The organism is Blastococcus sp. SYSU DS1024 (genome assembly GCF_054050795.1).
This window is the reverse complement of the sequence record NZ_JBJHAA010000006.1, coordinates 118,414-143,474: the sequence shown is the minus strand read 5'-3', so window position 1 is coordinate 143,474 and position 25,061 is coordinate 118,414. Positions and strand designations below refer to the sequence as shown.

Sequence of the window (25,061 nt, the reverse complement as noted above, 5' to 3'; positions counted from 1 at the left end):
CCCCGGGGGCCCACCGCCACCTGCACGGTGGATTCTCCTCCTCCCCGTCGCCGCCCGGCTGGCGTTCCGGGTGGTGTGTGGTCGAACATGGCGGGGGCCTGCAACGGACGGACGGGGGAACGCCGGGGCCGATCCACCGGAGCAACCCCCACTCGGACTACAGGAGCACTGCGTGAAGATCTCGGTCATCGGCTGCGGATACCTGGGCGCGGTGCACGCCGCCTCGATGGCCGAGCTGGGTCACGACGTCGTCGGCATCGACGTCGACCAGGCGAAGATCGACCTGCTGGCGAAGGCCCAGGCGCCCTTCTTCGAGCCGGGCTTCGAGGAGCTGCTCGAGCGCACCCTGGCCACCGGGCGGCTGCGCTTCACCACCGACTTCGCCGACGCGGCGGGCTCCGCCGTCCACTTCGTCTGCGTCGGCACCCCGCAGAAGCGCGGCGAGTACGCCGCCGACATGCGCTACGTGCAGGGTGCGGTCGAGTCGCTGCTCGAGGTCGTGGCCCCCGGCGAGCTCGTCGTGGGCAAGTCCACCGTGCCGGTGGGGACGGCGGCCCGGCTGGCCGAGCTGATCGACGAGAAGGTGCCCGGCGCCCTGCTGGCGTGGAACCCGGAGTTCCTGCGCGAGGGGTTCGCCGTCCAGGACACCCTGCACCCCGACCGGCTGGTCTACGGCCTGCCCGGTGGCGCCGACGGCGAGACCGCCCGCAGGCTGCTGGACGAGGTGTACGCCACGATCGTCGCGCGGGGCACCCCGAAGGTGGAGAGCGACTACGCCACCGCCGAGATGGTGAAGACCGCCGCGAACTCGTTCCTGGCCACCAAGATCTCCTTCATCAACGCGATGGCCGAGCTGTGCGAGGCCACCGGTGCCGACGTGAAGCTGCTGGCCGACGCGATCGGCTACGACGACCGGATCGGCCGCAAGTTCCTCAACGCCGGCCTGGGCTTCGGCGGTGGCTGCCTGCCCAAGGACATCCGGGCGTTCATGGCCCGCGCCGGGGAGCTGGGTGCGGATCAGGCGCTGACGTTCCTGCGCGAGGTCGACAACATCAACATGCGGCGGCGGATCCGGATGGTGGAGCTGGCCCGGGAGGTCTGCGACGGGTCGCTGCTGGGCAAGAAGGTGGCCGTCCTGGGGGCGGCGTTCAAGCCCGACAGCGATGACATCCGGGACTCCCCGGCGCTCAACGTCGCCGCCCAGCTGCAGCTGCAGGGCGCCGTGGTGCGGGTGACCGACCCGGCCGCGATCGAGAACAGCCGCCGGCAGTGGCCGCAGCTGGACTACGCCGCCACCCCGGAGGAGGCCGCCGAGCGCGCCGACGCGGTGCTGGTGCTCACCGAGTGGAAGCAGTACCGCGAGCTGGACCCGGTCGCGTTCGGCCGGGTGGTGGCGCAGAAGCGGGTGCTCGACGGGCGCAACGCCCTGGACCGCGAGGCGTGGACCGCCGCCGGCTGGACCTACCGGGCCCTCGGCCGCCGCGCCGGCTGAACGCCGCTCCGATCCCGCCTGCCGTGCCGCTGACCCTCCGCGCCGCTCCATGGTGATCCGACGCCTGGGCCGGGCCCTGCGCGGCGGGAAGCTGGTCAGCCGGGGGCTCACCGTCGCCGACCAGGCGATCTCCAGCGCCAGCAACATGCTGCTGTCGGTGGCGATCGCCTCCGGCGTGAGCGCGAGCGTCTTCGGCGAGTTCGCGATCATCTACAGCATCTACTGGCTGCTGCTGGGCGGAACCCGCGCCGCGGTCCTCGACCCGCTGCTCATCACCCAGCGCAACGTGCTCAAGGGCGCGCCGGTGCACCTGGTCGCCGTGGCCTCGGCGGCGGCGGTCGGGGCCGTCGGGGTACCGGTCGGCCTGCTCCTGCTGGCCACGCCCCTGGACGTCGCCTGGGTGGTGTTCTTCCTCGGGCTGCCCGCCCTGCTGGTGCAGGACGCCCTGCGCTACGTCGGCTTCTTCGAGCAGCGGCCGGGCCGGGCGGTGCTGCTGGACGGCGTCTGGCTGGTCGTGATGATCGTCGCCACCGTGCTGGCCCTGACCGACGTCATCTCGGGCACCGCCGTCGTCCTGGGCCTGTGGATCCTCGGCGCGCTGCTGGCCGACGTCATCGGCCTGGTCGCCTTCCGGCTGCGCCGGGAGCCGCTGCGCCTGCGGGCGCGGCTGCGGGCGATGTGGCCGGTGTCCGGCCCGCTGCTCGGCGACTTCGCGCTCTCCTCGGGCTCCGGCCAGCTGACGATCTTCGTGCTGCCGCTGGTGGCGAGCACCGCGCTGCTCGGTTCGCTGAAGGCCGCGCAGGTGGCCAACGGCCCGCTCAACATCACGGTGGCCGCCGCCAGCGTCATCTGCCTGCCGATGGTGGCGAGCGCGGTGGAGTCCGACCGGAACCGGGCCCTGCGCATCGGCCGGTTCGCCTCGCTGGCGCTGGCCGGGGTCGCGGTGGTGTACGGCACGGTGCTCGTGCTGCTGCCGCAGGGCGTCGGTCAGGCGCTGTTCGGTGAGTCCTGGGGCTCGGGCTGGCTGGTGGCCGCGGTGAGCGTGCAGATGGTGCTGTTCGGCATCACGCACGGGGCGCTGCTGGCGATGCGCGGGTCGCGCAACACCGGGGCCGCGCTGCGCGTGCGCATCGCGGTGGCGCCGATCGCGGTGCTCCTGCCCGTCGCCCTCACCGCAGTCTGGGGCCGCACGGGCCTGATGGCGGGGCTGGTGATCGCCGCCGCCACGATGTCGCTGGTGAGCTGGCTGGTCGCCGTCCGGGTGGTGCCGAAGACCCCGCCGCCGGAGGAGGAGGGCACGGCCGGCGACGAGGCCGTCGAGCCCACGGAGAACGCGCCGACCGGCAAGAACCCGCTGGGCTCACCGGCGTCCGCGGCGCAGTAGCCGTCAGTCGCCGGCCGCGTCGAGGGCGACGCTCTCCCGCGACTCGCCCCAGCGGGCGTCGGAGAAGTAGACGGTGTGCTCGCGCCGGGTGTTGCTCGCCGCGTAGATGCCCTGCTTGAAGTAGACGCTCTGCCCCTCGAACAGGTTGGCCCCGACGGCGTTGACCAGCCGCTCGCCGTCGATCCACACCTGCGTGTTGCCCTGCTCGGGGTCGGTGGACCACTCGATGCGGACGGTGTGGTCCAGCCACTCGCCCCGCTCCAGCGGGCCGAGGTCGTAGGTGGCGACGTACTGCGCGGACTCCCGGCCCTGCAGCCCGCCGCGCACGGAGAGCCGGATCTCGGGCTCCGGCCCGGGGGTGACCCAGAGGTCGACGTTGGGCGACCCCTCGTTCGCCGTCTGGTGCCACTGGGTGTAGATCAGGAACTCGTTGCCGCCGTCCCACAGGAAGTCCTCGGGGAAGTACGTCGACCACGAGTACCACTGCACGTCGCCCTCGCGGGGTGCGCCGGCCTCCTCGATGGTCGAGCGCACCTCCCCGCGGATGGTGGTGTCGACGCCGAAGGTGAAGTCGCCCGGGCGGGCGGAGAAGGCGGCGGAGTACTCGTACCCGGGGCGGACCGGCTCGTCGACGACCCGGACCTGCTCGGGCCGGGCGGCCTGGACCTCGCTCCAGTCGGAGAGGTCCCCGTCGGCGTAGCTCCACACCTGTTCGGGCTCCTCCGCCGCCTCGGGCGACGCCGAGCCGGAGGGGGACGCGGACCTCGACCGGGAGGTGGTGAACCGGTCGCCCGTGGTCGGGACGGGGTCGAGGTCGGAGCGCGGGACCGCGGTGCTCTCGATCGGGGTGGACGTCGGTTGCGCCGTGGCGTGCGGGGCCTCGGTCTCGCCGTCGTCGGAGTCATCCGAGCCGCAGGCGCTGAGGACCAGCGACGCCGTCACCGCCAGGGCGAGCGGGAGCCGTCGTCGTCCTCGAGTCACTGCGGTTCCCTCTTGGTCCTGGTCTCAGCGCGGTGGGCGGCGCAGCGCCCCGGACGACGGCCGACTCCCCCGGCGCGGGCCCGCGCCGGGCAACCACGGGCGGGATGCCCGAGATTACTCACCGAGAGCCCGTGACCGGAGCGTCACCGCCACGCAGGGGGAAACGAGGTGTTCACCTCACGTGTTCCCCGACGCCCAGCGGCGACGGCGAGCAGCGCTTATCGTCGGTGGCGATGATCTTCCCCAGGCGTGTCGGCGACGAGCGGCCCGAGGTGCCCGGCGCACCTCGGGTGGGTTAGCGGTGTCGGCACCACGCCCCGGCACGACCTCGCGCGGCGCTGCTGCGCGGCCGACGGGGCAGGGTGCGGGTGAGCGGCAGTCGCGTCGCCCGGCAGCGCTGCCGGCGCGTCCGCGGGCGTCGTCGTCCGGTCCTGTTCCCGCGAAGCCGACCGCGCGGCTGGACTCGCTGACCGGCCTGAGGTTCGTGGCGGCGCTGCTGGTCTTCGGCTCGCACCTGATCGCGGCGTTCGAGTTCACGCCGGTGGCCGACACGGTCTACCCGTACCTGGAGCCGGGCGCGGCCGGCGTGAGCTTCTTCTTCATCCTCAGCGGGTTCGTGCTCACCTGGACGCACCGCCCCGGTGACAAGGCCGGCCCGTTCTACCGCCGGCGCTTCGCCCGCATCGCGCCCGCGTACTGGGTGGCCGTGATCGCGTTCATCCCGCTGAACGCGCTGGCCCGCCCGGAGGAGACCGGGACGCTGCTGCTGCACATGGCGCCGCAGTTCCTCGGCCTGCACGCGTGGATCCCCGACTCCGACTACTACTGGGCCGGCAACGGCGTCACGTGGTCGATCTCCTGCGAGATGTTCTTCTACGCGCTGTTCCCGCTGCTGATCGTGCAGGCGCTGCGCCTGTCGCAGCGGGCGCGGTGGTGGGTGGCCGGGGTGCTCTGCCTGCTGGTGATCGTGCCGCCGATCGTGCTGGCGCCGCTCACCCACGGCGAGACGGTGGCCGACTGGGCGATCTTCATCTTCCCGGTGCAGCGGCTGTGGGAGTTCTGCCTCGGCATCCTCATCGCGCTGTGGATCAAGGAGGGCGCCCGGGTCCGCCGCATCGGGCTCGGCGGCTCGCTCGGGCTGGTCGCCGTCGCCTACGTCGTCGCGGCGTATGCACCCGCGTACCTGATCTGGGTGGCGATCCCGTTCATCCCGTTCGCGCTCACCATCGCGACGGCCGCGCAGGCCGACCTCGACGGGCGCCCGTCGGTGTTCCGTCACCCGGTGCTTGTGAAGCTCGGCGAGTGGTCGTTCGCGTTCTACCTCACCCACCAGCTGGTGATCCGGGCGGTGGACTACGTGCTCGAGCCGACCTCGGTGGCGGTGGCCATCGGCGCCTCCGCGCTGGCCCTGGCCGGCTCGATCGCCAGCGCCTACGTGCTGTTCACCGTCGTCGAGAAGCCGCTGGAGCGGCGGCTGCGCGGTGGCACGCTGCCGGTCAGCACCGGCGGCGGCGGTCACGTCCAGAAGCGGTAGCGCCACCGGCTTCGCCCGGCTGCGCTCAGCAATCGCCGCGCGGTGACTCCACCATGCCGGGACGGTTGAAGACGCACAGATCTGTCCTGCCGGCGGTCATCTGCGCGTACCGTCGGGGTAGGTGATCTCGGTCACCTGAAGGGTAGTCCCCTCTCGAATCCGGCGGCGAGCCGACGACACCAAGGAAGAGCCCATGGGCTGGGTGCTGATCCTCATCGCGGTGTGGATGATGCTCGGCCTCGCCGTGGCCATCGTGATCGGGCGGGGGATCCGCCTGGCCGACAGCGCGGCCGAAGCGGCCCGGACCCGGTTCACCGAGCCGACTGCCGAGGCGGCGCGGCCCCCTCGCTCGACCGTGTGCGCCGACGAGGCTCCGTGGTCGCCCCGGGGCGGCGCTGCGACCGAGGGGCTGCCGCGCCGGGCACGACCGCCGGGGAGCCCGTCCATCGACGAGCGCATCCGCGCCTCCGACACCGCCCCGATCGATCGCGAGCCCGGGCTGGCCTGATCCTCACCCCCGCGGGGCAGACCGGGGCCTGGCCTTTCCGGCGTCGCCGTACCCTCGGCCGGGTTGTACGGCGACGGGGGTCAGGCGATGCAGAGCGAGGACGACGGCGTGCGCAGCAGTGGGCGCACGGGTGACACCTCACCCATCCCTCTCGTGGCCGACGGCGACCAGGTGGACGGGGAGCGCCCTCGCCCCCGCGGGCTGCGCCGGGTGCTGATCAGCCTCGGCGTGCTGGCTCTCCTCCTGGCCGTGCTGGTCGGGGGCGGCTTCTGGTTCCTCGCCGACCGGTGGGCCGGCAACATCGACCGGGTCTCCGACGTCTTCGCCGACATCGACGAGGACGCGCGGCCCGCGCCGGCCACCCCGCCGCAGAGCGCCGGCGAGGAGCCGGTCACCTTCCTGCTGGTCGGCTCCGACACCCGCAGCGAGGGCGCGCAGGGCGTCGATCCCGGCGGCCGCTCCGACGCGATCATGCTGGCCCGGCTCTCGGCCGACCGGCAGCACGCGCAGCTGATCTCCATCCCCCGCGACTCGTGGGTGGAGATCCCGGGCCACGGCATGAACAAGATCAACGCCAGCTACGCCTTCGGTGGCCCGTCATTGCTGGTGCAGACCGTCGAGCAGCTCACCCGGGTGCGCATCGACCACTACGTCGCCATCGACTTCGAGGGCCTGATCCAGGTGACCGACGACCTCGGCGGCGTGGACGTGGTGGTGGCCGAGACGACGCAGAACGGCCCGTACACCTTCACCGCCGGCATGAACCACCTCGACGGCGACCAGGCCCGCTGGTACCTCGGTCAGCGCTACGGCCTGCCGGGCGGGGACTTCGACCGGGTGAAGCGGCAGCAGCAGTACCTGCGCGCGATGTTCGACAAGCTGTTCAGCTCCGAGACCTTCACCAGCCCGCCGAAGCTGGACGCGGCGATGCTCGCCATCACGAACGCGGTGAGCGTCGACGACACCCTGAGCAACGCCGACCTGGTGAGCCTGGCCTACTCGATGCGGGACGTGACGCCCGGCGACGTCGAGTTCTTCACCGCCCCGGTGATGGGCCTCGGCACAGAGGGGGCAGCCAGCGTCGTCTACCTGGACGACGTGACCGCCGGCCGCATGTGGGAGTACCTGCGCAGCGACTCCCTCGGGCAGAACGCCGACGAGTTCGCCGACGAAGCCCTGCCTGACGTCCCCCGCTGAGCGGAGCGCGCGCGACTGTCGCAGCAGCCGCGTGCCATCTGCGGGTCCTGGCACGTGATCGACCGCGAAGGCGCGATCGTCCACCCGCCGCGAAGCCGAGCCACGGCCACACCCGCGCGGCCGCGCTTCAGCAGTCGCCGGACTGGCGCCACACCTTCCTTCGAGGCCCGAACGCGTCAGCCCCTCGGCCAGGCGGCCGAGGGGCTGACGCGCAGGTACAGAGGTACGAGGCGAGCAGCCGCCTTCACCCCGCAGGCCGCCGAGGCAGCGAGGCCCTCAGTAGGCGCCGGCGCCGCGCAGGACGGCGCCGAACGTCTTCCACAGGATCATCAGGTCGAACGTCAGCGTCCAGTTCTCCACGTACCGGACGTCGATGCGCACCGAGTCGTCCCACGACAGGTCCGAACGGCCGCTGACCTGCCAGAGCCCGGTGATCCCAGGCTTCACCAGCAGCCGGCGGCGCATGTCGAAGCCGTACTGCTCCACCTCGCGGGTGACGTGCGGACGGGGGCCGACGAGGCTCATGCTGCCGTTCAGCACGTTGAGCAGCTGGGGCAGCTCGTCCAGCGAGTAACGCCGCATGATGGCGCCGACGCGGGTGACCCGCGGATCGCGCTTCATCTTGAACTGGACGTCGTTGCCCTCGTTGCTCTGCTCGAACAGCGTGTCCACGAGCTTGTCGGCATCGGGCACCATGCTGCGGAACTTGTAGACCTCGAAGGGCTTGCCGCCCAGGCCGATCCGCTCGTGCTTGTAGAACACCGGGCCGCGACTGGTCAGTTTGACCGCGAGCGCCAGGACGACGAGCACCGGCGAGATGAGCAGGATGCCGAGGAGGGCCGCGGAGCGGTCGAAGACGTTCTTGACGATTCGCCGGTGACCGGTGAACTCGGGGCGCTCGACGTGCATGAGGGGCAGACCCGCCACGGGTCGGATGCGCACTCGGGGGCCGGCCACCTCCGTGACGGCAGGGGCCAGCAGGAGCTCGGCCTGCGTGCTCTCCAGATCCCAACCGAGCTGCCGAAGAGCCGGCCCATCGAGCTCCGGTGACGGGAGGACCGCGACCGTGTCGACCTCGTAGCGCCGGACGACGTCGACGACGGAGTCGAGGGAACCGAGCACGGGCATTCCGTCGAAAGTCCCGACCCCCTCACCGGCGGGGACACAGCACCCGATAACGCGGTAGCCGTGCTCCGTGGCCCGATTCAGCTGCGAGTGCAGTGCGGCGACACCACCGCGGTGCCCCACGACGATCGCGGTCTGCTGGAGCTTGCCCTGCTTGCGCTCACCGTGCAGCCAGGAGCGCTGGGCCATGCGGTGACCCAGCGTCAGCAGCAGGGCGACCGGGAGAGCAACGATGGCGAAGCCGCGGGCGAGCTCGAGCCGAAAGGCCCAGGAGACGGTGCCGATGGTGGCGAGGAGCATCGCCGCGGCGAAGAAGACCCGCCGGAACTCCTCGGCCCCGATCCACAGGAACCGTTCCTCGTACGCGCGGGCCACGAGCATGGCCGCCGCCCACAGCAGCGGGAAGGCGACGAGGACCGTCACCAGGCTGCCGACCAGGTCGAGCGACCCGCTCACGGGCTGCGTCTCGGCGATCTGACCAAGGACACCGGCGGCGATGGCGCTGACCACATCGAGCGCGATCAGGCGGCGGACATACCTGGAACGCCAGGCGCGGCGCGCGGCCGTCCCCTCGCCACGGAGGCGAGCGGCAGGCCACAGCGGCCGGCGATCACGCTGTCGCGGAATGTGACGAACAGCGTCGTCACGGACATCAAGCAAAGACAAGCCCCGTACCCCCGTGCGGTTGCCAGGACGGAGGCCCCAGCGTGACTGTGCGTACAACCAGGAACTTCACTGTTCAACCGGCAGAGGGAACGTACCTCCCGATTGGCGCGGCGGATAGGGGCTGAGCTCAAGTAGCGAGACTGAGCGACCCACGAACGGGTGCAAGCCAGCGCGTCACCCCACAGAACGCCACCCGCCGAGGCAAGCGATCTCGACACGCGCGCGCTGCATCCGCACTCGAACGGGCCCACCGTGGTCAGGACCCCCTACAGCTTCCGTCACAGCTTCTGTCGCCGATGCCTCCGTCGATTCGGCACGTCAGCTGGCTCGCTCTCCGCGTACGAGTACCCGTAGCCCCGCGCCGCATCCCCCCTAGCCGGCACCTCGCTCAGCACAAGTCCGAGCGTCCGGGCGCCAACGCGCTCCAGGGCATTGGCGGCCTGATGCAACTGGTCCTTGCGACTCCGGCCGTAGCGCAGAGACAACAAGACCCCGTCCGCCACCACGGCGAGCCCCAAAGCATCGGCGACGGGAAGGAGAGGCGGCGCGTCGATGAGCACATAGTCGCTCGTACTGCGAAGTTCCTCGATCACGGCGGACATCTGCCTGGACGCCAACAACTCACTCGGATTCGGAGGCAATGGGCCAGACCCGACAACAGTCACACCCCCATTAGCGATGCGCTGACCAACTTCAGGAAGTTCCGCCGTCCCGGCGAGGACGTTGGTCAGGCCCACATTCTCGACAAGGCCCAAATAGCGCGATAGCCGGGGGCGACGAAGGTCCGCATCCACAACGGCAACCGTCTGACCGCCCTCGGCGAGCGCCAAGGCCAGATTGACGACGACCGTCGTCTTTCCCTCAGCCGGCATGGCACTCGACACCACCATTACCCGCGGGGGCTCATCCACACTGAGGTACCGAAGACTCGTACGCAATTGCCGGAAGTCCTCCGCCGACCGGGAGGGGTTGACCCAATCCGCCACGTGCCGCGTCTCAATCGAGGCGTCTTTGAGCACCGTTCCGATGACGGGAGCGCCGCCAGGTGTGGTGACTTTTACGTCCTTGACAGTTCGATCGAGTCGCGCGCGCAGCAGAGCGATGCCGATTCCCATCAGTAGTCCCGCCAAGACCCCCAGCGCAACATTCAAAGGAGTGCGCGGAAGGGCTGGCTTGTCCGGAACTTCTGGACGATCGGTCACAGTCACGTCGACAAGGGAGACGCCGTCCACTGGCGACTCCAACTCCTCTATGAACTGTGGAAACTCCGCACCGAACGCCTCCGCTATGCGCTGGGCCCGCTCCGGCGAACTATCCGTGATTGCCATATCGATCAACACCGTATCCGCAACAGCAGTGGCGTCGACCGAATCTGCCAACTCTAGTGCCGTAGTCTCGAGCCCCAGGCGGTCAACGACCCGACTAGCGACCTCCTCGCCAGAGAGCAGGCGCGCGTAGGAAGCCACGCGTTCGCGCGAGAATTGGCCACCTTGGAACACCTCCGCAGTTGACGTCGCTTCCCGCGTCGACACAAAGAACTGCGTTTCCGCCCTGTATAGCGGAGTGGTCGCGGAGCTAATCATCAGAGCCACAAGCCCACCTACGAGCGAGGCGGTCGGCACGATCCACCACTGGTCGCGCAGCGGTTCGATGAATTCCCTTAGTCGCACTTCATCCCCGTCCGGTTTGCTATTCACCACGGCCTGTCCAACGAGGCAGCGAGTCACGCTGTTCAGCAGTCCGACACTCCGCAAGAACCTTCACCGCGCGGTTCCTTTCACTTCGATCGTTGATCGCGAGCGCCGACAGCCGTGCATCACGACCGCACGCAATCCGGCCAGCCTTTGCGCACCACGAACGCGAACGCAAGCCACAAGACAGGAAGGATGGCCACGCTGGCGAGCGCCATGCCCAATGCCGCACCGACCGCCCCCCCAGCCGATACGCCAACCGTCGCCAGAGTCACGAGCGCAACCCCCAAGCCCACATGGATTCCAGTCAACGAGCGCAATGCTCGAAACGCTCTCATGCCCGTGCTAGCTCCAGCAGCAGCCCCCGTGGCGACAGTCATCAGGATGAGGTAAGGCAAGACTTCCCGGGCACCCTCCCAAGACTGCCCTAACAGCAGAACTCCCCAGGAGTCGGGAATCAGCAACATCCCCGCCCCCCAAGCCAGATCCACCAAGGCCAGCAGTGCACTGAGGGCACTAACGACCACCCACAGGCGTCGGCCGGTGGGTCGTTGACGAATGAGCTCTGGTAGCACGAAGTTGTTGAGCGCGACCATCAGAACCGTTAAGGGCCCAAGCAGAGTTTGGGCGGCCCGTAGCGATCCCGCATCCCTTGCGGATCCCAGTGAGGAGACAATAAGGTAGGCAACCTGCACGCTCCCGGCGGTGGCAACCGAGTTAAGCACCAGTGGCAGCCCAGTCGACTTGTGCCGCCTAATCCACAGCATCGCTGCGCCAGGGCCCGGCCAGATTCCCACCTGCACGCACCCATAAATAGCGGCGGCGTACGCAGAGAGCCCCCAGGCCAGTAGCAAGGGCCAGGCGAGAGAGGTGTCGACTGCCCACAGGATAATCACGATCGCCGCCACCTGAAGCAGCGTCCATAAAGCGTCGTTAAGGAAGGTCAGGCGCGCTCGCATAGTGCCAGTGAGAACCGACCGCCAGCAATCCTGCACCAGCAAGCCAGGCAAGCTGACCGCCAGTGCCAGCAAGCTGAAGCGCAGGGTTGAGTCGAAGACCGCCGCGCACATCGCCACAAGGACTCCTGCGATACACCCAGCGACCAACGCAGCACCTGACGCGCTTCGAGCCGCGCGAAGCTGACTGACAGCGCTCTCCCCGGCATACGCGATCACATAGGTCTGACCCACCAGCGCCTGAGCAGCCGCCACCGAGAGCGCATAGATCGAGAAGCAGACGGCGAAGTAGCCGAATTCACGTGGGGACACAGTAGTCGCCACAAGGATTGTCATGCCTGCGTTACCGACCGACGACACCGCCTGATCAAGCACCGTCCAGACCGCCCGGCCACCTCTTGACTTTGAGACGCCAGATGCGGTTTCAGTCACGTAGCTCGACTCCTCTAAGCAGCCCTGCCTCACTCTTCGCCAACATCTTCGACGATCCACTGGGTCCTGCGCCGCCAGCTGAAGGCAGGACCTCCGGCGGTGGTGCCGATGCGCCAGCGCCGGCGTCTCTCAGCCAGTCGCAGAACAGGATTGTCGCCAAAGCGAAGGTTGGCTGAGCCAGGGAAGCATTAAGCGCGAAGAAGCAGAAGGCCACACCGGCCACCCAGGGCAGGCGGAGGATCCTGTTGAACACGATCGGCGCCAGGTACAGCGTAAATGCGACGAAGCCTACGAGTCCGTACTCATTCAGCAGCTTAGTCAGGTACGGGTTCAACACTGCCACGCCTGGTTGGAGCGCTTGCAGGTAGGCATCTGATGTACCCGGGCCATAGCCAAAGAAGGTCGACCAAGTACTGCTCGAGAATCGAGGAATGAGCGCCTCGTATGGCTCAATCAGCCTTAATGACGCCGACCCGCCACCGCTTAGCTCGGAGGAGCGTCGCACAAAGAGTTCAGCCAGTGGTGTTAGCAGTGCAAAGAGTGCGGCGACGACTCCCAGCAACGATAGTCGCGCCACCTCGCGAAGGCGGCCACGAACGGCGAGCACCGGGAGCCCAAGCAGAACTATGACAATGCCGTTCCCCGCGAGTGTCGGCACGATGCCAAGACAGATCAGGAGAGCCTTCCACCACGGCGCCCGTAGATGCAGAGCGGCCAAAGCGCCTATACCGAGGAAGAAGGAGAGGAACGACGGCTCGAGAAAGATGAAGGCGCTGGACCTATAGATATCCGACCCGAAGGTGATGGGGTTGGCCGTGTTGTAGGTGCTTGCCAGAAGTTCGGGAGGAAGCACCTGCCCTAGGAAGTCGCTATAGGGAACGCCTAGCATCTGGCTGCCTAGCTGCGCCAGACTGACGGCCGAGGCAACCAGCATCAAGCTGATGAAGAATCGGAGCACTTCGTCGGCACCGCACGTTCCCAGTTTTGGCCGGAAAGGGCTCACGCTGTACACCGATATCAATAACACCAGGGCTGGAACGGATATTGAGCCCCAACGCATTTGGTCTAGCCATGCGATCGTGCTGACGACTGCCGACAACCAAATGAAGGCCGTAAGACGATTCAGCCGCGGAGCCAGGTGTCCCGCTGCCACACCATAACCCGCCAGCGCAAGCAGGATTAACAGGGACAGGCTCAGCTGACCCACACCCGGGATGTCGACGGCGAGCCGCTGAGTCACCAGCAGGGCCAGCAGCCACGCCTTAACGAAGCGCGTCGCTCGCCTTGACGTGTCGGCGTCACTCCCCACGGCGCCCGTCACCCGTGACGCAGTGACACCGCCTCCACCGAGGCGCTCTACAGCAGACATTGGCCCGCGTCGTTCGGATCTCTGCGTCGTGGGAAGGCTTGAAGGTCGACGGCCTCTCTCGCACGAGCCACGCAGGGAGAGTGGGCAACCACCCCAGCAGCTTCCCGAACGTCCGGCCCGACCCGTGGCATCGGGATGCGCCTACGACCCCCTTCTCGTGACCCCGCACCGCTGGTGAGGAGCTCCACCAACCTAGGAACTGAGCAGCACTTCACCGCCACGAAGGGGTCGCGCGCGCAATAAGCGTCTTCAGAAACCCGAATCCCCAGCCGACGTGCATAGAGACAAGCGCCGGCGCCACGTAGGGGCGTGATGGCGGCGGCACCTTGGTGGCCACTGACGCTGTCCCCGTCAGGAGAAAGGCCGCATAGGGCGCCGCTAGGGCGAGCCCCATACTCGGCCTTCGGAGACCAGCAAGCAGGGCGGAGCCGAGCAACAGGACAAGCGCGGGTGGTCCCAGGTGTCGAAGCGATACAGACGCCGGGTGCAGCAATGCGACGTGAACCTTACCCCCGCCGTATCTCACGTACTGTCGCCAAAGATCCGGGATGTTTTGGCGACACTCCCAGTCCGCTACGATGGCCGGGTCGAAGACAATCGTTCCACCGTTCCGGACAACACGGAAGTCAAGCTCGAAGTCCTGATTGACCCTAAGACTCTCGTTCCAACCACCGAGCCGCCGGATAAAGTCAGTATCGTAGGCGCCGAATGGCACGTGAGTAACCGTCTGCAACCGGTCGCCATGGTGATACGTGGAGCCTCCTACCCCGAACTTCGAGTCCATCACTCGGGCGATGGCGATTCCCGCGCTAGTGCGGCCTATGCCCTGCTTCCTTCCACCTGCTGCCTGACAGGCGCCTGTGGAGAGGTGGCCAACAAGGCGGGCGATGTAGTCCCGGGGGATGGCGGCATGAGCGTCAACTCGGATGAACCAGCGGCCACGGGCCTCTTGCAGAGCCATGTTCAAGGACACGGGAATGATGCCGAGAGGGTTGGAGATGAGAGTCACGCGTGGGTCCCGCTCGCCGAAGCTCCTCACGACATCGACCGTCGCGTCGGTGGATGCACCATCTACGACGATGAGCTCGAAGTCTTCATACGACTGCCGCAGGATCGACTCGATGCAGGGCCCAATCGCTCGCTCTTCATTCTTTGCCGGCACCACCACGGTTACCAAAGGGGCGACACTTCCGCCGCGGGATGATGGCGAGCTGTGTGGCATTGCGTCCGTTACGTTACTCATGATTCCTTCGTCTTAGCGCGATTTCGGTTTCATATGCCAGCGGCCACTCCGCGAGCGGAAGGTGGCGCACTGCCGAAGTTCAGCCGTCCATGGCCAGCCTTGCGGGCGCACTACGTTGTTGCCCCTACCCTGGCCGGTGCACTACTCACCACACTGGCGGACGTCCGTGTCGGGTCATTCGCGCGATGGTCCGCCACTTGAGTCGCCTGCGAGTCGTCTCCATGGTCAGGCCCTCTATGGAGCCGCGAATATAGCTGGCAAGCGTGACAGGATGCCGCCACGACCGGGCGCATTGAAGCGCGGCCCATGAGGCGACGTACGCGACCCCGAACGGGATCGGCAAATTGCGTCGCGCAAGTAGCACGCGATTACGGCCATTCAGGCGGTAAGAGTCAGCGTGGCGTGTCACGGAAGTAAGCGGATGGGCGGCTGCAAGGTCACCGGCATAGTGGACGGTGTGTCCGGTGTCCCACACTCGCCATGCCAGCTCTGTACCTTCATGGGCGTACCAGAATTGGGCCGCCCATCCTCCCGCTTGATCAAAGACAGACCTGCGGAGTACCAGCGCCCCCTCCATCACGTAGAAGGCCACACTCGAGCGCGTTCGGTCCCCAACCCTCGATCGTGGAGTCCACCGGCGCGGCGGCTCCCCGCCGCCCAGTACGTCGATGCGGGGCTGGATCATTCCGAGCGTGGGATTCGCAGCGAAACGCTGTGCGGCCTGAAGGAGGAAGTCCTCTTCCGCAAGAATCTCGTCGTCATCGAGGAAGAGTAGAAACTCGCCCGTGACATGGGGTACTCCGGCATTACGCCCACCCGGGATGCCCAAGTTTTCGCGCAGGCCGACGCCCTTCACCCCGGCGGGGAGATCGACAGGCTCCCAGCCATTGCCAACGACCGCGATGTCCAGGGCGACTCCGCGCTGGGTAAGGACCGACTCCAACGCGGTGCGTAATTCCGAAGGACGGGTCCCCATCGTGAGGATGACTACGCCTACGGTGGGCAGAGAACGTGATTGACCCGGCTTGCACACGTCTACTTCCGCCAGCATGGGCGCTGACTCCGTGTGCGGTTGCGATTCAGCCCGCCGCGCGCTCGCGTCACTCATTGACAACCGCCTTTCGTCACCTGCTGCCGGTACTTCTCATCCGCATGGGAGTTCACTTGCCGACCGACATTCGACCGGCACCCCTTGCTCACCGGCCCTCATCACAACGCGTGCGCGGATCGACCTATCGCAGATTCTGCAAGTCACGGTAACAGCCCCGCGACTAGCGCATCCATGGCTTCTCACCCGTAAGGGCACCTTGGCCTTCGCGCGACCCGCGCTCATGCGCGTAGCGATCTGCTGACTTCCTCCAGCTACAGCGTCACCGAGGCTGTCGACTCTCGGAGCATGTGTCTGCCGGTGTAGTCGCCGGGGTCTGACCGTTGCCGCCGCTTGTCTGAGCGAGGGCCAGCTGAGCAGCCCTCGCTGACGCAACCCCCCCAAGCCTGCGACCGGCCGGCGACTGGCGAGGGCACGTGCGGTTGCGAGAAGGAGTCGCCCGCAAAGATCGGCCGCGCTGAAGCCGGTGTCGTCGCAACGACCTCCGGCAACGGGTCCATGGGCGCTACCCGGCACCGGCGGTCGAAGGACTAATTGTCCCGACAGGCGAAACCGACGTTCCGGCATGAGGCATTGCGGTGCCGGGGGAGGCATAGCCGGTAGCGTCCAGGACAGAGAGTCCAGTGCTCATCGACTATTTCCATAGAAGGGGACACTCGCTAGAAGTTTGCTCGGTAGGCTCCCGAGGACGCCGGCATGCCAGCCCCGCCGTAAAAGCGATAGTCGTCCCCGTTCGCGCGCAGAACGTTGAACAGGATCTCGTAGAGAATCTGCCCAGGGCCTGCGCCCGCATGCGCACCCAAGTACTGCCTAAATTGCTCGACATAAATGGCAGAGTCCCCCTGACTGGGAACGCTAGCCCACTCAGGAATGGCGAGAGGCAGGCCCACCTCTCGCGCAAACTCTAGGTGCTGCGCAAGCCCCTTCGGCGCCCCAAAACTATCAACGGCGTGCAGGGAGGAGGTCCACCCTTCTGCGGTGTCGACGTACGGCCACTGGTTGTAGTAGTCAACACCCATGACATCAACATAATCGCTCCCCGGAAAGGTGACGCGCCAGTCGATGCCTGTGCCTATCGACTCTCGATTCACGCAGAAGACGAGCTTGGCCGCCGGGAAGACCTCCTGCTGGATAGCCCGAAACCTGCGCCATGCGGCGATAAACTCCTCAGAGTCGCCTGCATCCACTGCCCACGGATACCAGTTGGAATTCATCTCGTGGGCGAATCGGATATAGAGGGTGCCTTCGCGCTTACCCCAGAGTCGCCGCAGGTCCTCAAGCGCATTTCGCCAGCGAGTGTCATAGGCTCCCGTCGAGGCGGCCTCCCATGTCTCACCATCATCTATAGCGCCGATAGCAATATCCAAGTTTCCATTCCAGGCGCCATATTGCTCAACAGATTTAAGCGGCCAAAGGTTGCGCTGTCCTGCATTGCTATCCGCCCACGTACCAGCGATTTCGACCGCAGACCCTCGCCAGGCAGCGAAATCTCCGGACGAGACGCCGAAGCCTGCTGCGCCCGATAGCCACCCCGGCGTCGAGTCCGAGGTCCCGTCAGCGGTGGCGCCTGTGTCACCCTGTAAGGCAGGGGGGGGCCCTTGCGGTCGATCCGGGACGGAAGGAATTCCATCCAAGGCGCCCCCCGCAGTCGCCCATGCCTCACTGAGCTCTACTGGCACTTCACGATCTGGTGAGTACTCGTCTATCGCACCGTCATCCGAGGCGCGCTGCCGTTGCTCTACGGAGCCAGGCCGCTCGTCGTGCAGCACGACGCCACTAGGCTTAGTCCCTTCGGGAGTCTTGGGTCCCGACGCCGCGATGGATTCCCCGACATCCACATGTCGGCCGGCGGCGCTGCCGTGCGGTCCCTCGCTCGCAATCTCAGTCGACACAACAATGCAGCTGCCAACGATCACAACGGCGATGGCGGCGGTCCAGCAGCGATGTGTCAAATCCAGTCCTTCGCTCACGATTTGGCCGCCGGATGCGTGGTTGCGCGGCCTCCTGTGCATTCGCTGCAGGTGGACGCCAGCGTCCTCGTGCCCACCGTTCCACGCTGCGGGGACTCGGCGGGTGACCAATGTTGCGCGAGTGTCCGCTGTGCCCATCGGTGACATCGATACATGAGCCGATCCTTGGGCAGTAATGGTGCACAGCCGCCACCCGGCCGCACAGGGTGCGAATAGCATCGCATCGGTCGCGCCGCTTAAAGCCCGACGCACCGCGGCTTGTAACGGGAGTGCCTCGTAGCGCGACACGGTATGCGAACAGCGTCCATCAGCCCTAGTCGCTTCTATGCTTCGTGGCATGCCCTGTCCCTCTTGTGGGGCGACGGCCACGCGCACGCAGATCCTCCCCGGCTACTGGCGGTGCGACGCCGACGTCCGCATCGACCACCTCGTCCCCGCCGGCGCGGAGCCCACGGCAGTTCCGTCACCGGTCGAAACCCGTCGCTGCGGCACCGTCTACATCCAGACCCGCGACGACGACGCCACCGCCACCTGCCGCTGCGGCGAGCCCGCCATCGGTGAGTGCACCGAGTGCACCCGCGCCGTCTGCGCCGACCACTCCGACCTGTGGCAGGGCTGGCGGGTGTGCGACCGCGACCTGGCCAACGCCCGGCTGCGCGCCCGCGCGGCCGCCGCCGCCGAGGAGAAGCGCCGCGAGGAGGAGGCCGCCGCCGCGGAGGCAGAGCGGCTGCGCCAGCGGACCACGTTGCTCGAGCTCGCCGACGAGGACGCCCTCTGGCTCCTCTACGCCCGCGACGAGCAGCGCACCGAGCAGGAGGTCCGCTCCGCCGTCCACGTGCTGCGCCGGCTCACCGCCGCGCAGTTCACCGATGTCTGCCTCTACCTGCTCCCCTACGCGCGCGAGCCCGAGACCCGGCGCACCGGCCTCACCCGGCTGACCGGCTGGGCCTTCGAGGGGCCCGACTACCACGGCCGCTCGTGGTTCCTGACCCGCAAGGGCGAGTGGCACCGCGGCGGCGCCTTCGGCGACGAGCAGCGCCGCCGGTGGAAGGACGTGCGCTTCGACGACGTCGAGAAGCGCGCCGTCATCGACGAGCTGGCCTGGCAGCAGTCGATCGACAGCCGCCTCCGCTGACCTCCACGCCGGGCCGGCGCAGCGGCGGGGTCAGGGCCGCTGCGCCGTTCCGTCGACCTCCTGGGCCGGGCTGACCACCCCCGTGCTGGTCAGCCGGGCCGAGGGGCGAGGACGGCGTGCGCACTCCGGACCCCGCCATGCGGTACCGCTTCGTACTAAACCCGTGCGGCGCCGCCGCGGCAACGGAGGCGAGGTGCAAGCCGCCCGCAGATTGAGCGCAGCACCACCTGCGCACGGCTGCGCGGGGTCGCTGCCCCGCTGCGCTAGGTTGCCCGGCAAGCAGTTGCGAGCACGGGGGGTACCGATGAGCGGATCGACGGACGAGGCGCGGGAGCCTGCGACCACCCCGGCCTTCGACCCCTTCGTGGCGCAGGTCGGCTGGCTGATCGCGGCGGCGGGCGGGAAGGAACAGCTCGTCACACGCTCCGGCGGGCTGGTGAGTGCCCGCACGCTCGACAACTGGATGGCCGGCAGCTACCCGCGCACCAAGGTGACCGGCGCCGTCCGCGAGCTGGACACGTGGGCGCGGGCCGAGATGCCCGGGTACCCGGAGGCGGCCGGGGTGCCGGCTCTCGTCGAGTCCTGCGGCCCCTACCGCGGCGCCTCGGCCGTCCCCGTGGCGGCGCCCGCCCCGGCCGAGGACGTCGCTGCCGACCGCACCGGGCCGGCGCCCCGCCGACGCCGGCCGCCTGCCTGGGCGCTCATGGCCGCCGCCCTCGTCCTGGTCGCCGTCCTCTCCTCCGCGCTCACCGTCCTCGTGATCGGCGACCGCGGCCCCGCGGCGTCGGCGGCGGACCCGACCGCTGCCGCCAACAGCCTGGTGGACGTGCCGCTGCCCAGCACCGGCGACGGCACGCCCGTCGAGGAGGAGGCCGGCAGCATCGGCGCCAACACGTTCGCCGATCCGCGCACGTTGTCGGGGCGAGGCGCACCCATCCCGCCGCACACCACGATCCTGGTGCGCTGCCGCTACTACGCGCCGAGCGTGCCCAGCGTCAGCCCCGACGGCTTCTGGTACCTGATCGAGACCGAGCCCTGGAACGGGCTCTGGACGCCGGCCAACTCCTACATGAACGGCGATCCGCCCGGCGGCCCGTACCTCCACAACACCGACTTCGCCGTCCCCGTCTGCCAGTGACGGCACAGGCCGCGCGGCACAGGAGGCACGCGACCTCCCGGAGGATCCGGGTCGCCCGGCCGGGCTCCTAGGATCGGCTCCAGCGGGTGCCCGCGCACACCTGCCGGGCACCCCCGGGCGCGGACGACTGCAGGAGGGGGTGCCGGTGCTCTCTCCTGGCCGCCGGACGGCGGTGCCGTTCCTCGTCGGCGTCGTCGCGCTGACCGTCGCGATCGGAGTGGTCGCCGCAGTGCGCTCGTCAGATGAGCCCGAGCGGGGAGCCGCGGTGGATCCCCTCCCCCGGGCGGTCGTCGCCGAGTACTGGCGTGCCGACGGCTCGCCCCGGCTGACCACGGCCAGCGAACGCGTCACCGTCTTCTTCCTCGCCTTCGCCACCAGCGCGCAGCCCGGCACCGGCCGGCTCGAGTTCGACCCCGACCAGGGCAGCGGCGTCACCCCCGAGCAGCTGCGCGCCGACATCGCGGCCGTGCAGGCCCGCGGCGCCGCGGTCCTGCTCTCCGTCGGCGGCGCAGAGGACGGCGGGATCGTCGTGCGCACCGACGAGCAGGTCGACGAGGTCGTCAGCAGCATCGAGCGGATCTGCGACACCTACGGCTGCGACGGCGTCGACTGGGACCTCGAGCAGGGCGGCGCCGGCACCGACCTGCCGGCCCTGGTCAGCGCCAGCGCCCGGCTCAAGGCGAGCCGGGGAGCCGACTTCGCCGTCACCGTCTCCGCCGAGCCGGGCCTGCGCCTGTACGAGGACTTCGCCCTGGCCGAGGGCGAGGCCACAGTGGACGGCCGCACGTGGCGCGGCCGGGTCTGCGACCTCTACGGTCCCCAGTTCTACGACTTCGCACAGACCGCAGCAGAGCGCCGGGCCGACATCGTGGCCACGGCGCGACGGCTGGCCGACCGCGGCCTGGAGCCGTCCCGGTTCGCGATCGGCACCACCTACGCCGGCTCCGCGCTCGGCGACCCGGGGCAGATGCCGGTCGAGGAGTACCTCGCCGCCTACCGCGCCCTCGCCGACGCCGGCCTCCGCGTGCGGGGCGCCTACGTGTGGGACATGACGATCGAGAGCGCGGAGGGCTACCCGTTCGCCGAGGCCTTCGGCGCCGAGCTCGGCACCTGAACCGCGGTCGGCCCGGGCTCGAGCATCCGGCCGGTCGCATCGGGCCGCACCTCGGTGGTGGCGCAGAGCCCGCGCTCGTTCATCGCGTCGACGATCGGCTGCAGGGCCTCGATCGAGTTGAGCGTCGCCTGCCCCAGGCCGTCGTGCATGGTGATGATCGAGCCGTCCCGCATCGGCCCGACGACGTTGGCTGCGATCTCCTCGGCGGAGATCCCCTCGGTGTCGTGCGAGTCGACCAGGTTGTCGCTCGCGTCGCGGCCGAAGGACATGACCAGCCGCAGCCCGAGCGCCTGCGCGACGTCGTCCACCTGCTGGTTCACCGCCCCGTACGGCGGCCGGTAGAGGTCGGGCACCGGAGCGCCCTCGGCCACCAGCAGCTCGTTGGCCCGACGCAGCTCCTCGCGGATCTGCGCGTCGCCCCACGGCGCCACCTGCTCGCCGGAGGGCAGCTCCCCGGTGGTGAGGTTCGCGTGCGACTGGGTGTGGTTGCCCAGGACGTGCCCCTCGGCGACGGCCCGCCGGACGAGCTCCCCCCGGCCCTCGATGTTGTGCCCGCTCCAGAAGAAGACGGCGGGAAGGCCCAGGTCGCGCAGCCGGTCCAGCAGCTCATCGGTGTGCTGCCGCGGGCCGTCGTCGAAGCTGAGGACGACGTACCCGCCGGAGCAGTCGCTGGTGAGGGGGCGGAGCTCCACCGGCTCACCCGCCGACGCCGGTGCGGCCGACGCCACCCCGCTCCCCGACACGTCCGAGACCACCCGGTAGCCGGTGAAGGTCAGCCCCAGCACGACCGCCAGCGCGACCAGCAGCATCCGCCGCCGGCGGCTCACCGGGCCACCTGCCGGTAGAGCAGCCAGACGTCGGCGTCGGCGACGCCCGAGGCGGGGATGGCCGCCACCAGCTCGTAGTCGGTGTAGTTGTCGTGCAGCGCCGTGAGGATGACCTCCTCCATGGCGTCCTCGGCCGGCGAGCCGGTGCTGGCCGAGTGCAGGACGATCGCCTCGTACTCGAGGTCCTCGATGGCCACCCGCACGGCGTCCTCGCCGCGGGCGTAGAGGCCGTAGGTGTCGGCCCACTGCACCGCCGGCTGGTCGAACGTGTAGAACTCGAGCGCCTCCGCGGCGGTGCCGCTGGCCAAGTAGGACCCCGCGGCGGGGTCGGCGAGGATCTCGGCGACGACCGGCCGGACGTCCGGCCAGGCCGCGTAGACCGCCCCCGACCGGGAGAAGCCGAACAGCACCAGCACGGGCAGGATCAGCAGCACCGGCCCCAGCCGCCACGTGCCCCGCGACAGCCGGTTCAGCGCGAGGCCGGCCAGCGGCGCCAGGAACAGGGCCGAGTACGCCAGGTTGCGGTCGAACGCCACCGCCGAGCCCGTCCACAGCTGCGCGGCCGGGATCAGAGCGCTCCCGGCGAGCAGCGCCGCGGCCAGCACCGCGTTGGTCCTGCCCGTGCCGGCGAGCCGCACCGCACCGGCGCCGGCGAGCAGCACGAGGACGCCGATGTCGAGCACCACCCAGCCGACCAGCCCCGTCCACGGGTGCGGGCTGAGCGGCACGTTGCCGAGGAGGTCGGTCCACGCCCGCGTGCCAGGCCCCGCCCCGAGCAGGTGGACCACGCCCGTCAGGAGCACCGCCGTGCCGCCGACGAGAGCCGTCCGGCGGAGCGCACCGGCACCGGCCAGGGCCGCCCCCGCGACGAGGACGAGCGGAACGAGGAGGGCGGTGGAGTGCAGGAGGACCGGCACCAGGGCGAGCAGGGCGCCGGCTCCCAGCGCCGATGCGGCTCCGCCGCGCGCCGCGATCGCCCAGAGGGCGGCCGCCAGGCCGGCCAGCGCCACCGCGTCCGCCGTCCCGAGCCCGGCGACGAACACCACCGGCGCGCTCAGCGCGAAGGCGACCGCCGTCAGGACGCCCGCCCGGTGCGGGAAGCGCGCCGCGACCGCACCCGACAGCAGCACCATCGCGGCGACCACGCAGGCCAGCCCGAACGCGCGGACGAGGAGCAGCCCGCCGACGCTGTCCAGCGCGGCGGCCAGCACGGGGTAGAGGAAGGGAGCGCCCGGCAGCGCCTCGACGGGCACGCCGGCCGGTGCCTGCGCGATCCACTGCCCGATGACGTCCCGGCCGGTGGTGACGGCGAGCGCCTCGTCGGCCGAGGCGCCGTTGCGCAGCCGCAGCGCCAGGACGGCGAGCACGACCGCCGTCAGGACCAGCGGCAGCCGGGCGATCCACCGGCGGCTCGCCGGGCGGACCAGGCGTGCGGGGAGTGCCAGCAGCAGCGCGTCGTGCCAGTGCGGTGCCCGGTAGGCCCCTGTGGGCGCGGCGGAGGTGACGGTCATCGCCGCCCCTCCTCGCGCGCCGGCAGGGTGTCGTCGCGGTCGTTCTTCGGGAGGATGCGTCGCACCGCCAGGGAGAGCATCAGGACCGTGACCGCCGTCAGGACGGCGGTGGCGCCCATGAACCCGTCGTGGCTCACCTGCTCCAGGAGAGCGGGGAATCCGGTGTCCATCAGGTGATCCACTCGGGCTCGGCGCCGTGCAGCGCGCGGGACAGCGCCTGCCAGTTCACGACCGCCTGGGCCATGTCGTAGACGACCATCGGGAGCAGGAACGCCGCGTAGACGCGGCCTCGCCGGCCCGCCTTCCACGACGCGAGCACCTGGTCGAGGACGAAGACGGGGATGATCACCAGCCAGATCAGGTGCAGCGACGGCTCCTCGAGGGCCAGCGCGTAGGACCAGGCCGCGACCATGAGCAGCGGCACGAGGCTGCGGAAGTACGTCCACGCCTGGACCAGCCACGCCTTGCGGGTGTGCTCGACGAAGCCGTACGTCATGAGCGTCTCGAGCGTGCCCCGCTGCCAGCGCAGCCGCTGGGTCCTCCACTCCGACCAGGTCGGCATGATGTCGGTGACCACCGTGCAGTCCGGCGCGCACCGGGGGTCGTACCCGAGCCGCTGCAGCGCGACGGTCAGCTCGTAGTCCTCGGTGAGCGACGTCTCGTGGTAGACCTGCCCCGGCACACCGGGCAGCAGGGCGGAGCCGCGGGCGGCGGCCACGGCCCGCAGCGCCTCGGCGGTGAACATGGTGGCCGCCCCGGAGAGCACGTGGATCCGGCCCGCGCGGCGGTGCACCGTCCGCAGGCCCTGGGCGTACTCGATCTTCTGCAGCAGGCCGATCCGCGACGGGTGGTCGGCGGCCTCGTAGGAGCCGCTGATGCCACCGCGCTGCCGGTAGGCCTCGAAGTACCGCATCCCGCGCTCGATGAAGTCGGGGCTCAGCCGGCTGTCCGCGTCCATCGACAGGACGACGTCGTCGGGCTCCAGCGCCGCCAGGACCAGCGCCAGCCCCTGGTTCAGCGCGCCCGCCTTCTTGGCGCTGTTGCCCCGGGTCTCCAGCACGTCGACGCCCAGCGCCCGGGCGATCTCGACCGTGCCGTCCGTGCAGTTGTCGGCCGCGACGAGGATGCGCTGCGGCGGCATGGTCTGCCGACGGAGACTCGCGATCGTCTGCGCGATGCCGACTTCCTCGTTGTGCGCCGGGATGACCGCGGTGACCCGCGCCTGCCGGCGATGGGCGCCCCTGCCGGGCTCCGGCGCCGTGCGCGGGATCTCGGCCGGCGCCAGCACCGCGGCGTTGGACTCGAAGCGGTACTGCCGGGGGACCTCCGGAGCGAACGCCGTGCGCGCCCCCGCGGCGGGGCCGCGGTCGTCCACAGGACGCGCGTGAGCGCCCTCGATTCCTGCAGTTCCCACCGGATCCCCCCGATTGCCGCGAGCGACCCGGCGAGTGCGCCTCGGGCTCACGGATCTTCATCCCGCATGTTCCTGCTCATCGCGGCAACGATGAGCAGGCGCCGAAAACGTATGCCGTGGGAGGGTCGCCGGGAAAGGCTTTACCGGTACGATCTTTGTGCGCTCAACTGACTACGGTGAGTCATCAGAGGTCTGCGGCCGCGGCCCTGTGACGTGCACGTTCGACCGTGGGCCGAACTGTACGGGTCCGGGCGCCGTCACTCTGA

20 protein-coding genes are annotated in these 25,061 nt (G+C 69.3%); 8 read left to right on the top strand and 12 right to left on the bottom strand.

Annotated elements, in window-relative coordinates; genetic code table 11:
- Window positions 1–172 precede the first annotated feature (172 nt).
- Together ACI79S_RS07955 and ACI79S_RS07950 are read left to right on the top strand one after the other, a co-directional pair.
- A complete protein-coding gene (locus ACI79S_RS07955; protein ID WP_456592904.1) occupies window positions 173–1,492 on the top strand; it encodes a UDP-glucose dehydrogenase family protein in 1,320 nt (439 codons plus the stop codon).
- A 49-nt stretch (window positions 1,493–1,541) separates the two neighbouring features.
- Window positions 1,542–2,876, top strand: a complete 1,335-nt coding sequence (locus ACI79S_RS07950; protein ID WP_456592903.1) for a hypothetical protein — start codon at window positions 1,542–1,544, stop codon at window positions 2,874–2,876.
- 3 nt (window positions 2,877–2,879) lie between these two features.
- On the opposite strand, the gene ACI79S_RS07945 is transcribed toward ACI79S_RS07950, so the two are convergent.
- Entirely contained in the window at window positions 2,880–3,857 is a 978-nt protein-coding gene (locus ACI79S_RS07945; protein ID WP_456592902.1) for a polysaccharide lyase, read from the bottom strand.
- Between ACI79S_RS07945 and ACI79S_RS07940 the strand changes: the two genes are divergently transcribed.
- The 3 genes from ACI79S_RS07940 (at window position 3,742) to ACI79S_RS07930 (ending at window position 7,096) form a co-directional block, all read left to right on the top strand.
- Window positions 3,742–5,391, top strand: coding sequence for an acyltransferase family protein (locus tag ACI79S_RS07940; protein WP_456592901.1), 1,650 nt, complete (start codon window positions 3,742–3,744; stop codon window positions 5,389–5,391). The genes ACI79S_RS07945 and ACI79S_RS07940 overlap by 116 nt on opposite strands.
- 193 nt (window positions 5,392–5,584) lie before the next feature.
- A complete protein-coding gene (locus ACI79S_RS07935; RefSeq protein ID WP_456592900.1) occupies window positions 5,585–5,899 on the top strand; it encodes a hypothetical protein in 315 nt (104 codons plus the stop codon).
- Between the two features lie 63 nt (window positions 5,900–5,962).
- Complete coding sequence (locus ACI79S_RS07930; protein WP_456592899.1) at window positions 5,963–7,096, top strand: LCP family protein; 1,134 nt, start codon at window positions 5,963–5,965, stop codon at window positions 7,094–7,096.
- 276 nt (window positions 7,097–7,372) lie between these two features.
- On the opposite strand, the gene ACI79S_RS07925 is transcribed toward ACI79S_RS07930, so the two are convergent.
- From ACI79S_RS07925 to ACI79S_RS07895, 7 genes are all read right to left on the bottom strand, one after another.
- The gene (locus ACI79S_RS07925) at window positions 7,373–8,881 is read right to left on the bottom strand and encodes a sugar transferase (protein ID WP_456592898.1); all 1,509 of its coding nucleotides are present in this window, start codon (window positions 8,879–8,881) and stop codon (window positions 7,373–7,375) included.
- Window positions 8,882–9,165: 284 nt separating this feature from the next.
- Window positions 9,166–10,584, bottom strand: a complete 1,419-nt coding sequence (locus ACI79S_RS07920; RefSeq protein WP_456592897.1) for a polysaccharide biosynthesis tyrosine autokinase — start codon at window positions 10,582–10,584, stop codon at window positions 9,166–9,168.
- Window positions 10,585–10,703: 119 nt separating this feature from the next.
- Window positions 10,704–11,966, bottom strand: a complete 1,263-nt coding sequence (locus ACI79S_RS07915) for a hypothetical protein (RefSeq protein ID WP_456592896.1) — start codon at window positions 11,964–11,966, stop codon at window positions 10,704–10,706.
- On the bottom strand, window positions 11,959–13,275 hold the full coding sequence (locus ACI79S_RS07910; protein ID WP_456592895.1) for a hypothetical protein: 1,317 nt from the start codon (window positions 13,273–13,275) through the stop codon (window positions 11,959–11,961). Before ACI79S_RS07910 ends, ACI79S_RS07915 begins: the two co-directional genes overlap by 8 nt.
- Window positions 13,276–13,546: 271 nt before the next feature.
- A complete protein-coding gene (locus tag ACI79S_RS07905) occupies window positions 13,547–14,500 on the bottom strand; it encodes a glycosyltransferase family 2 protein (RefSeq protein ID WP_456592894.1) in 954 nt (317 codons plus the stop codon).
- 223 nt (window positions 14,501–14,723) lie between these two features.
- The gene (locus ACI79S_RS07900; RefSeq protein WP_456592959.1) at window positions 14,724–15,554 is read right to left on the bottom strand and encodes a glycosyltransferase family 2 protein; all 831 of its coding nucleotides are present in this window, start codon (window positions 15,552–15,554) and stop codon (window positions 14,724–14,726) included.
- Between the two features lie 791 nt (window positions 15,555–16,345).
- Window positions 16,346–17,053 (bottom strand): glycosyl hydrolase, encoded by a 708-nt coding sequence (locus ACI79S_RS07895; protein WP_456592893.1) that lies wholly within the window; start codon window positions 17,051–17,053, stop codon window positions 16,346–16,348.
- 940 nt (window positions 17,054–17,993) lie between these two features.
- Here ACI79S_RS07895 and ACI79S_RS07890 point away from each other — a divergent pair.
- The 3 genes from ACI79S_RS07890 to ACI79S_RS07880 all read left to right on the top strand — a co-directional run bounded on the left by ACI79S_RS07890 (window position 17,994) and on the right by ACI79S_RS07880 (window position 21,043).
- Entirely contained in the window at window positions 17,994–18,791 is a 798-nt protein-coding gene (locus tag ACI79S_RS07890) for a hypothetical protein (RefSeq protein WP_456592892.1), read from the top strand.
- A 304-nt stretch (window positions 18,792–19,095) separates the two neighbouring features.
- Window positions 19,096–19,929, top strand: a complete 834-nt coding sequence (locus ACI79S_RS07885; RefSeq protein WP_456592891.1) for a hypothetical protein — start codon at window positions 19,096–19,098, stop codon at window positions 19,927–19,929.
- A gap of 145 nt (window positions 19,930–20,074) precedes the next feature.
- Window positions 20,075–21,043, top strand: a complete 969-nt coding sequence (locus tag ACI79S_RS07880) for a glycosyl hydrolase family 18 protein (RefSeq protein ID WP_456592890.1) — start codon at window positions 20,075–20,077, stop codon at window positions 21,041–21,043.
- On the opposite strand, the gene ACI79S_RS07875 is transcribed toward ACI79S_RS07880, so the two are convergent.
- Genes ACI79S_RS07875 through ACI79S_RS07860 form a run of 4 tightly spaced genes read right to left on the bottom strand, consistent with a single transcriptional unit; the run spans window position 21,001 to window position 24,756 of the window.
- Window positions 21,001–21,870: a polysaccharide deacetylase family protein gene (locus ACI79S_RS07875; protein ID WP_456592889.1), complete on the bottom strand. Its 870-nt coding sequence runs from the start codon at window positions 21,868–21,870 to the stop codon at window positions 21,001–21,003. The genes ACI79S_RS07880 and ACI79S_RS07875 overlap by 43 nt on opposite strands.
- Entirely contained in the window at window positions 21,867–23,381 is a 1,515-nt protein-coding gene (locus tag ACI79S_RS07870) for a hypothetical protein (protein WP_456592888.1), read from the bottom strand. Before ACI79S_RS07870 ends, ACI79S_RS07875 begins: the two co-directional genes overlap by 4 nt.
- The gene (locus ACI79S_RS07865) at window positions 23,378–23,551 is read right to left on the bottom strand and encodes a hypothetical protein (RefSeq protein WP_456592887.1); all 174 of its coding nucleotides are present in this window, start codon (window positions 23,549–23,551) and stop codon (window positions 23,378–23,380) included. The genes ACI79S_RS07870 and ACI79S_RS07865 overlap by 4 nt, the downstream gene beginning before the upstream one ends.
- Window positions 23,551–24,756, bottom strand: coding sequence for a glycosyltransferase (locus ACI79S_RS07860; RefSeq protein WP_456592886.1), 1,206 nt, complete (start codon window positions 24,754–24,756; stop codon window positions 23,551–23,553). Before ACI79S_RS07860 ends, ACI79S_RS07865 begins: the two co-directional genes overlap by 1 nt.
- Window positions 24,757–25,061 lie beyond the last annotated feature (305 nt).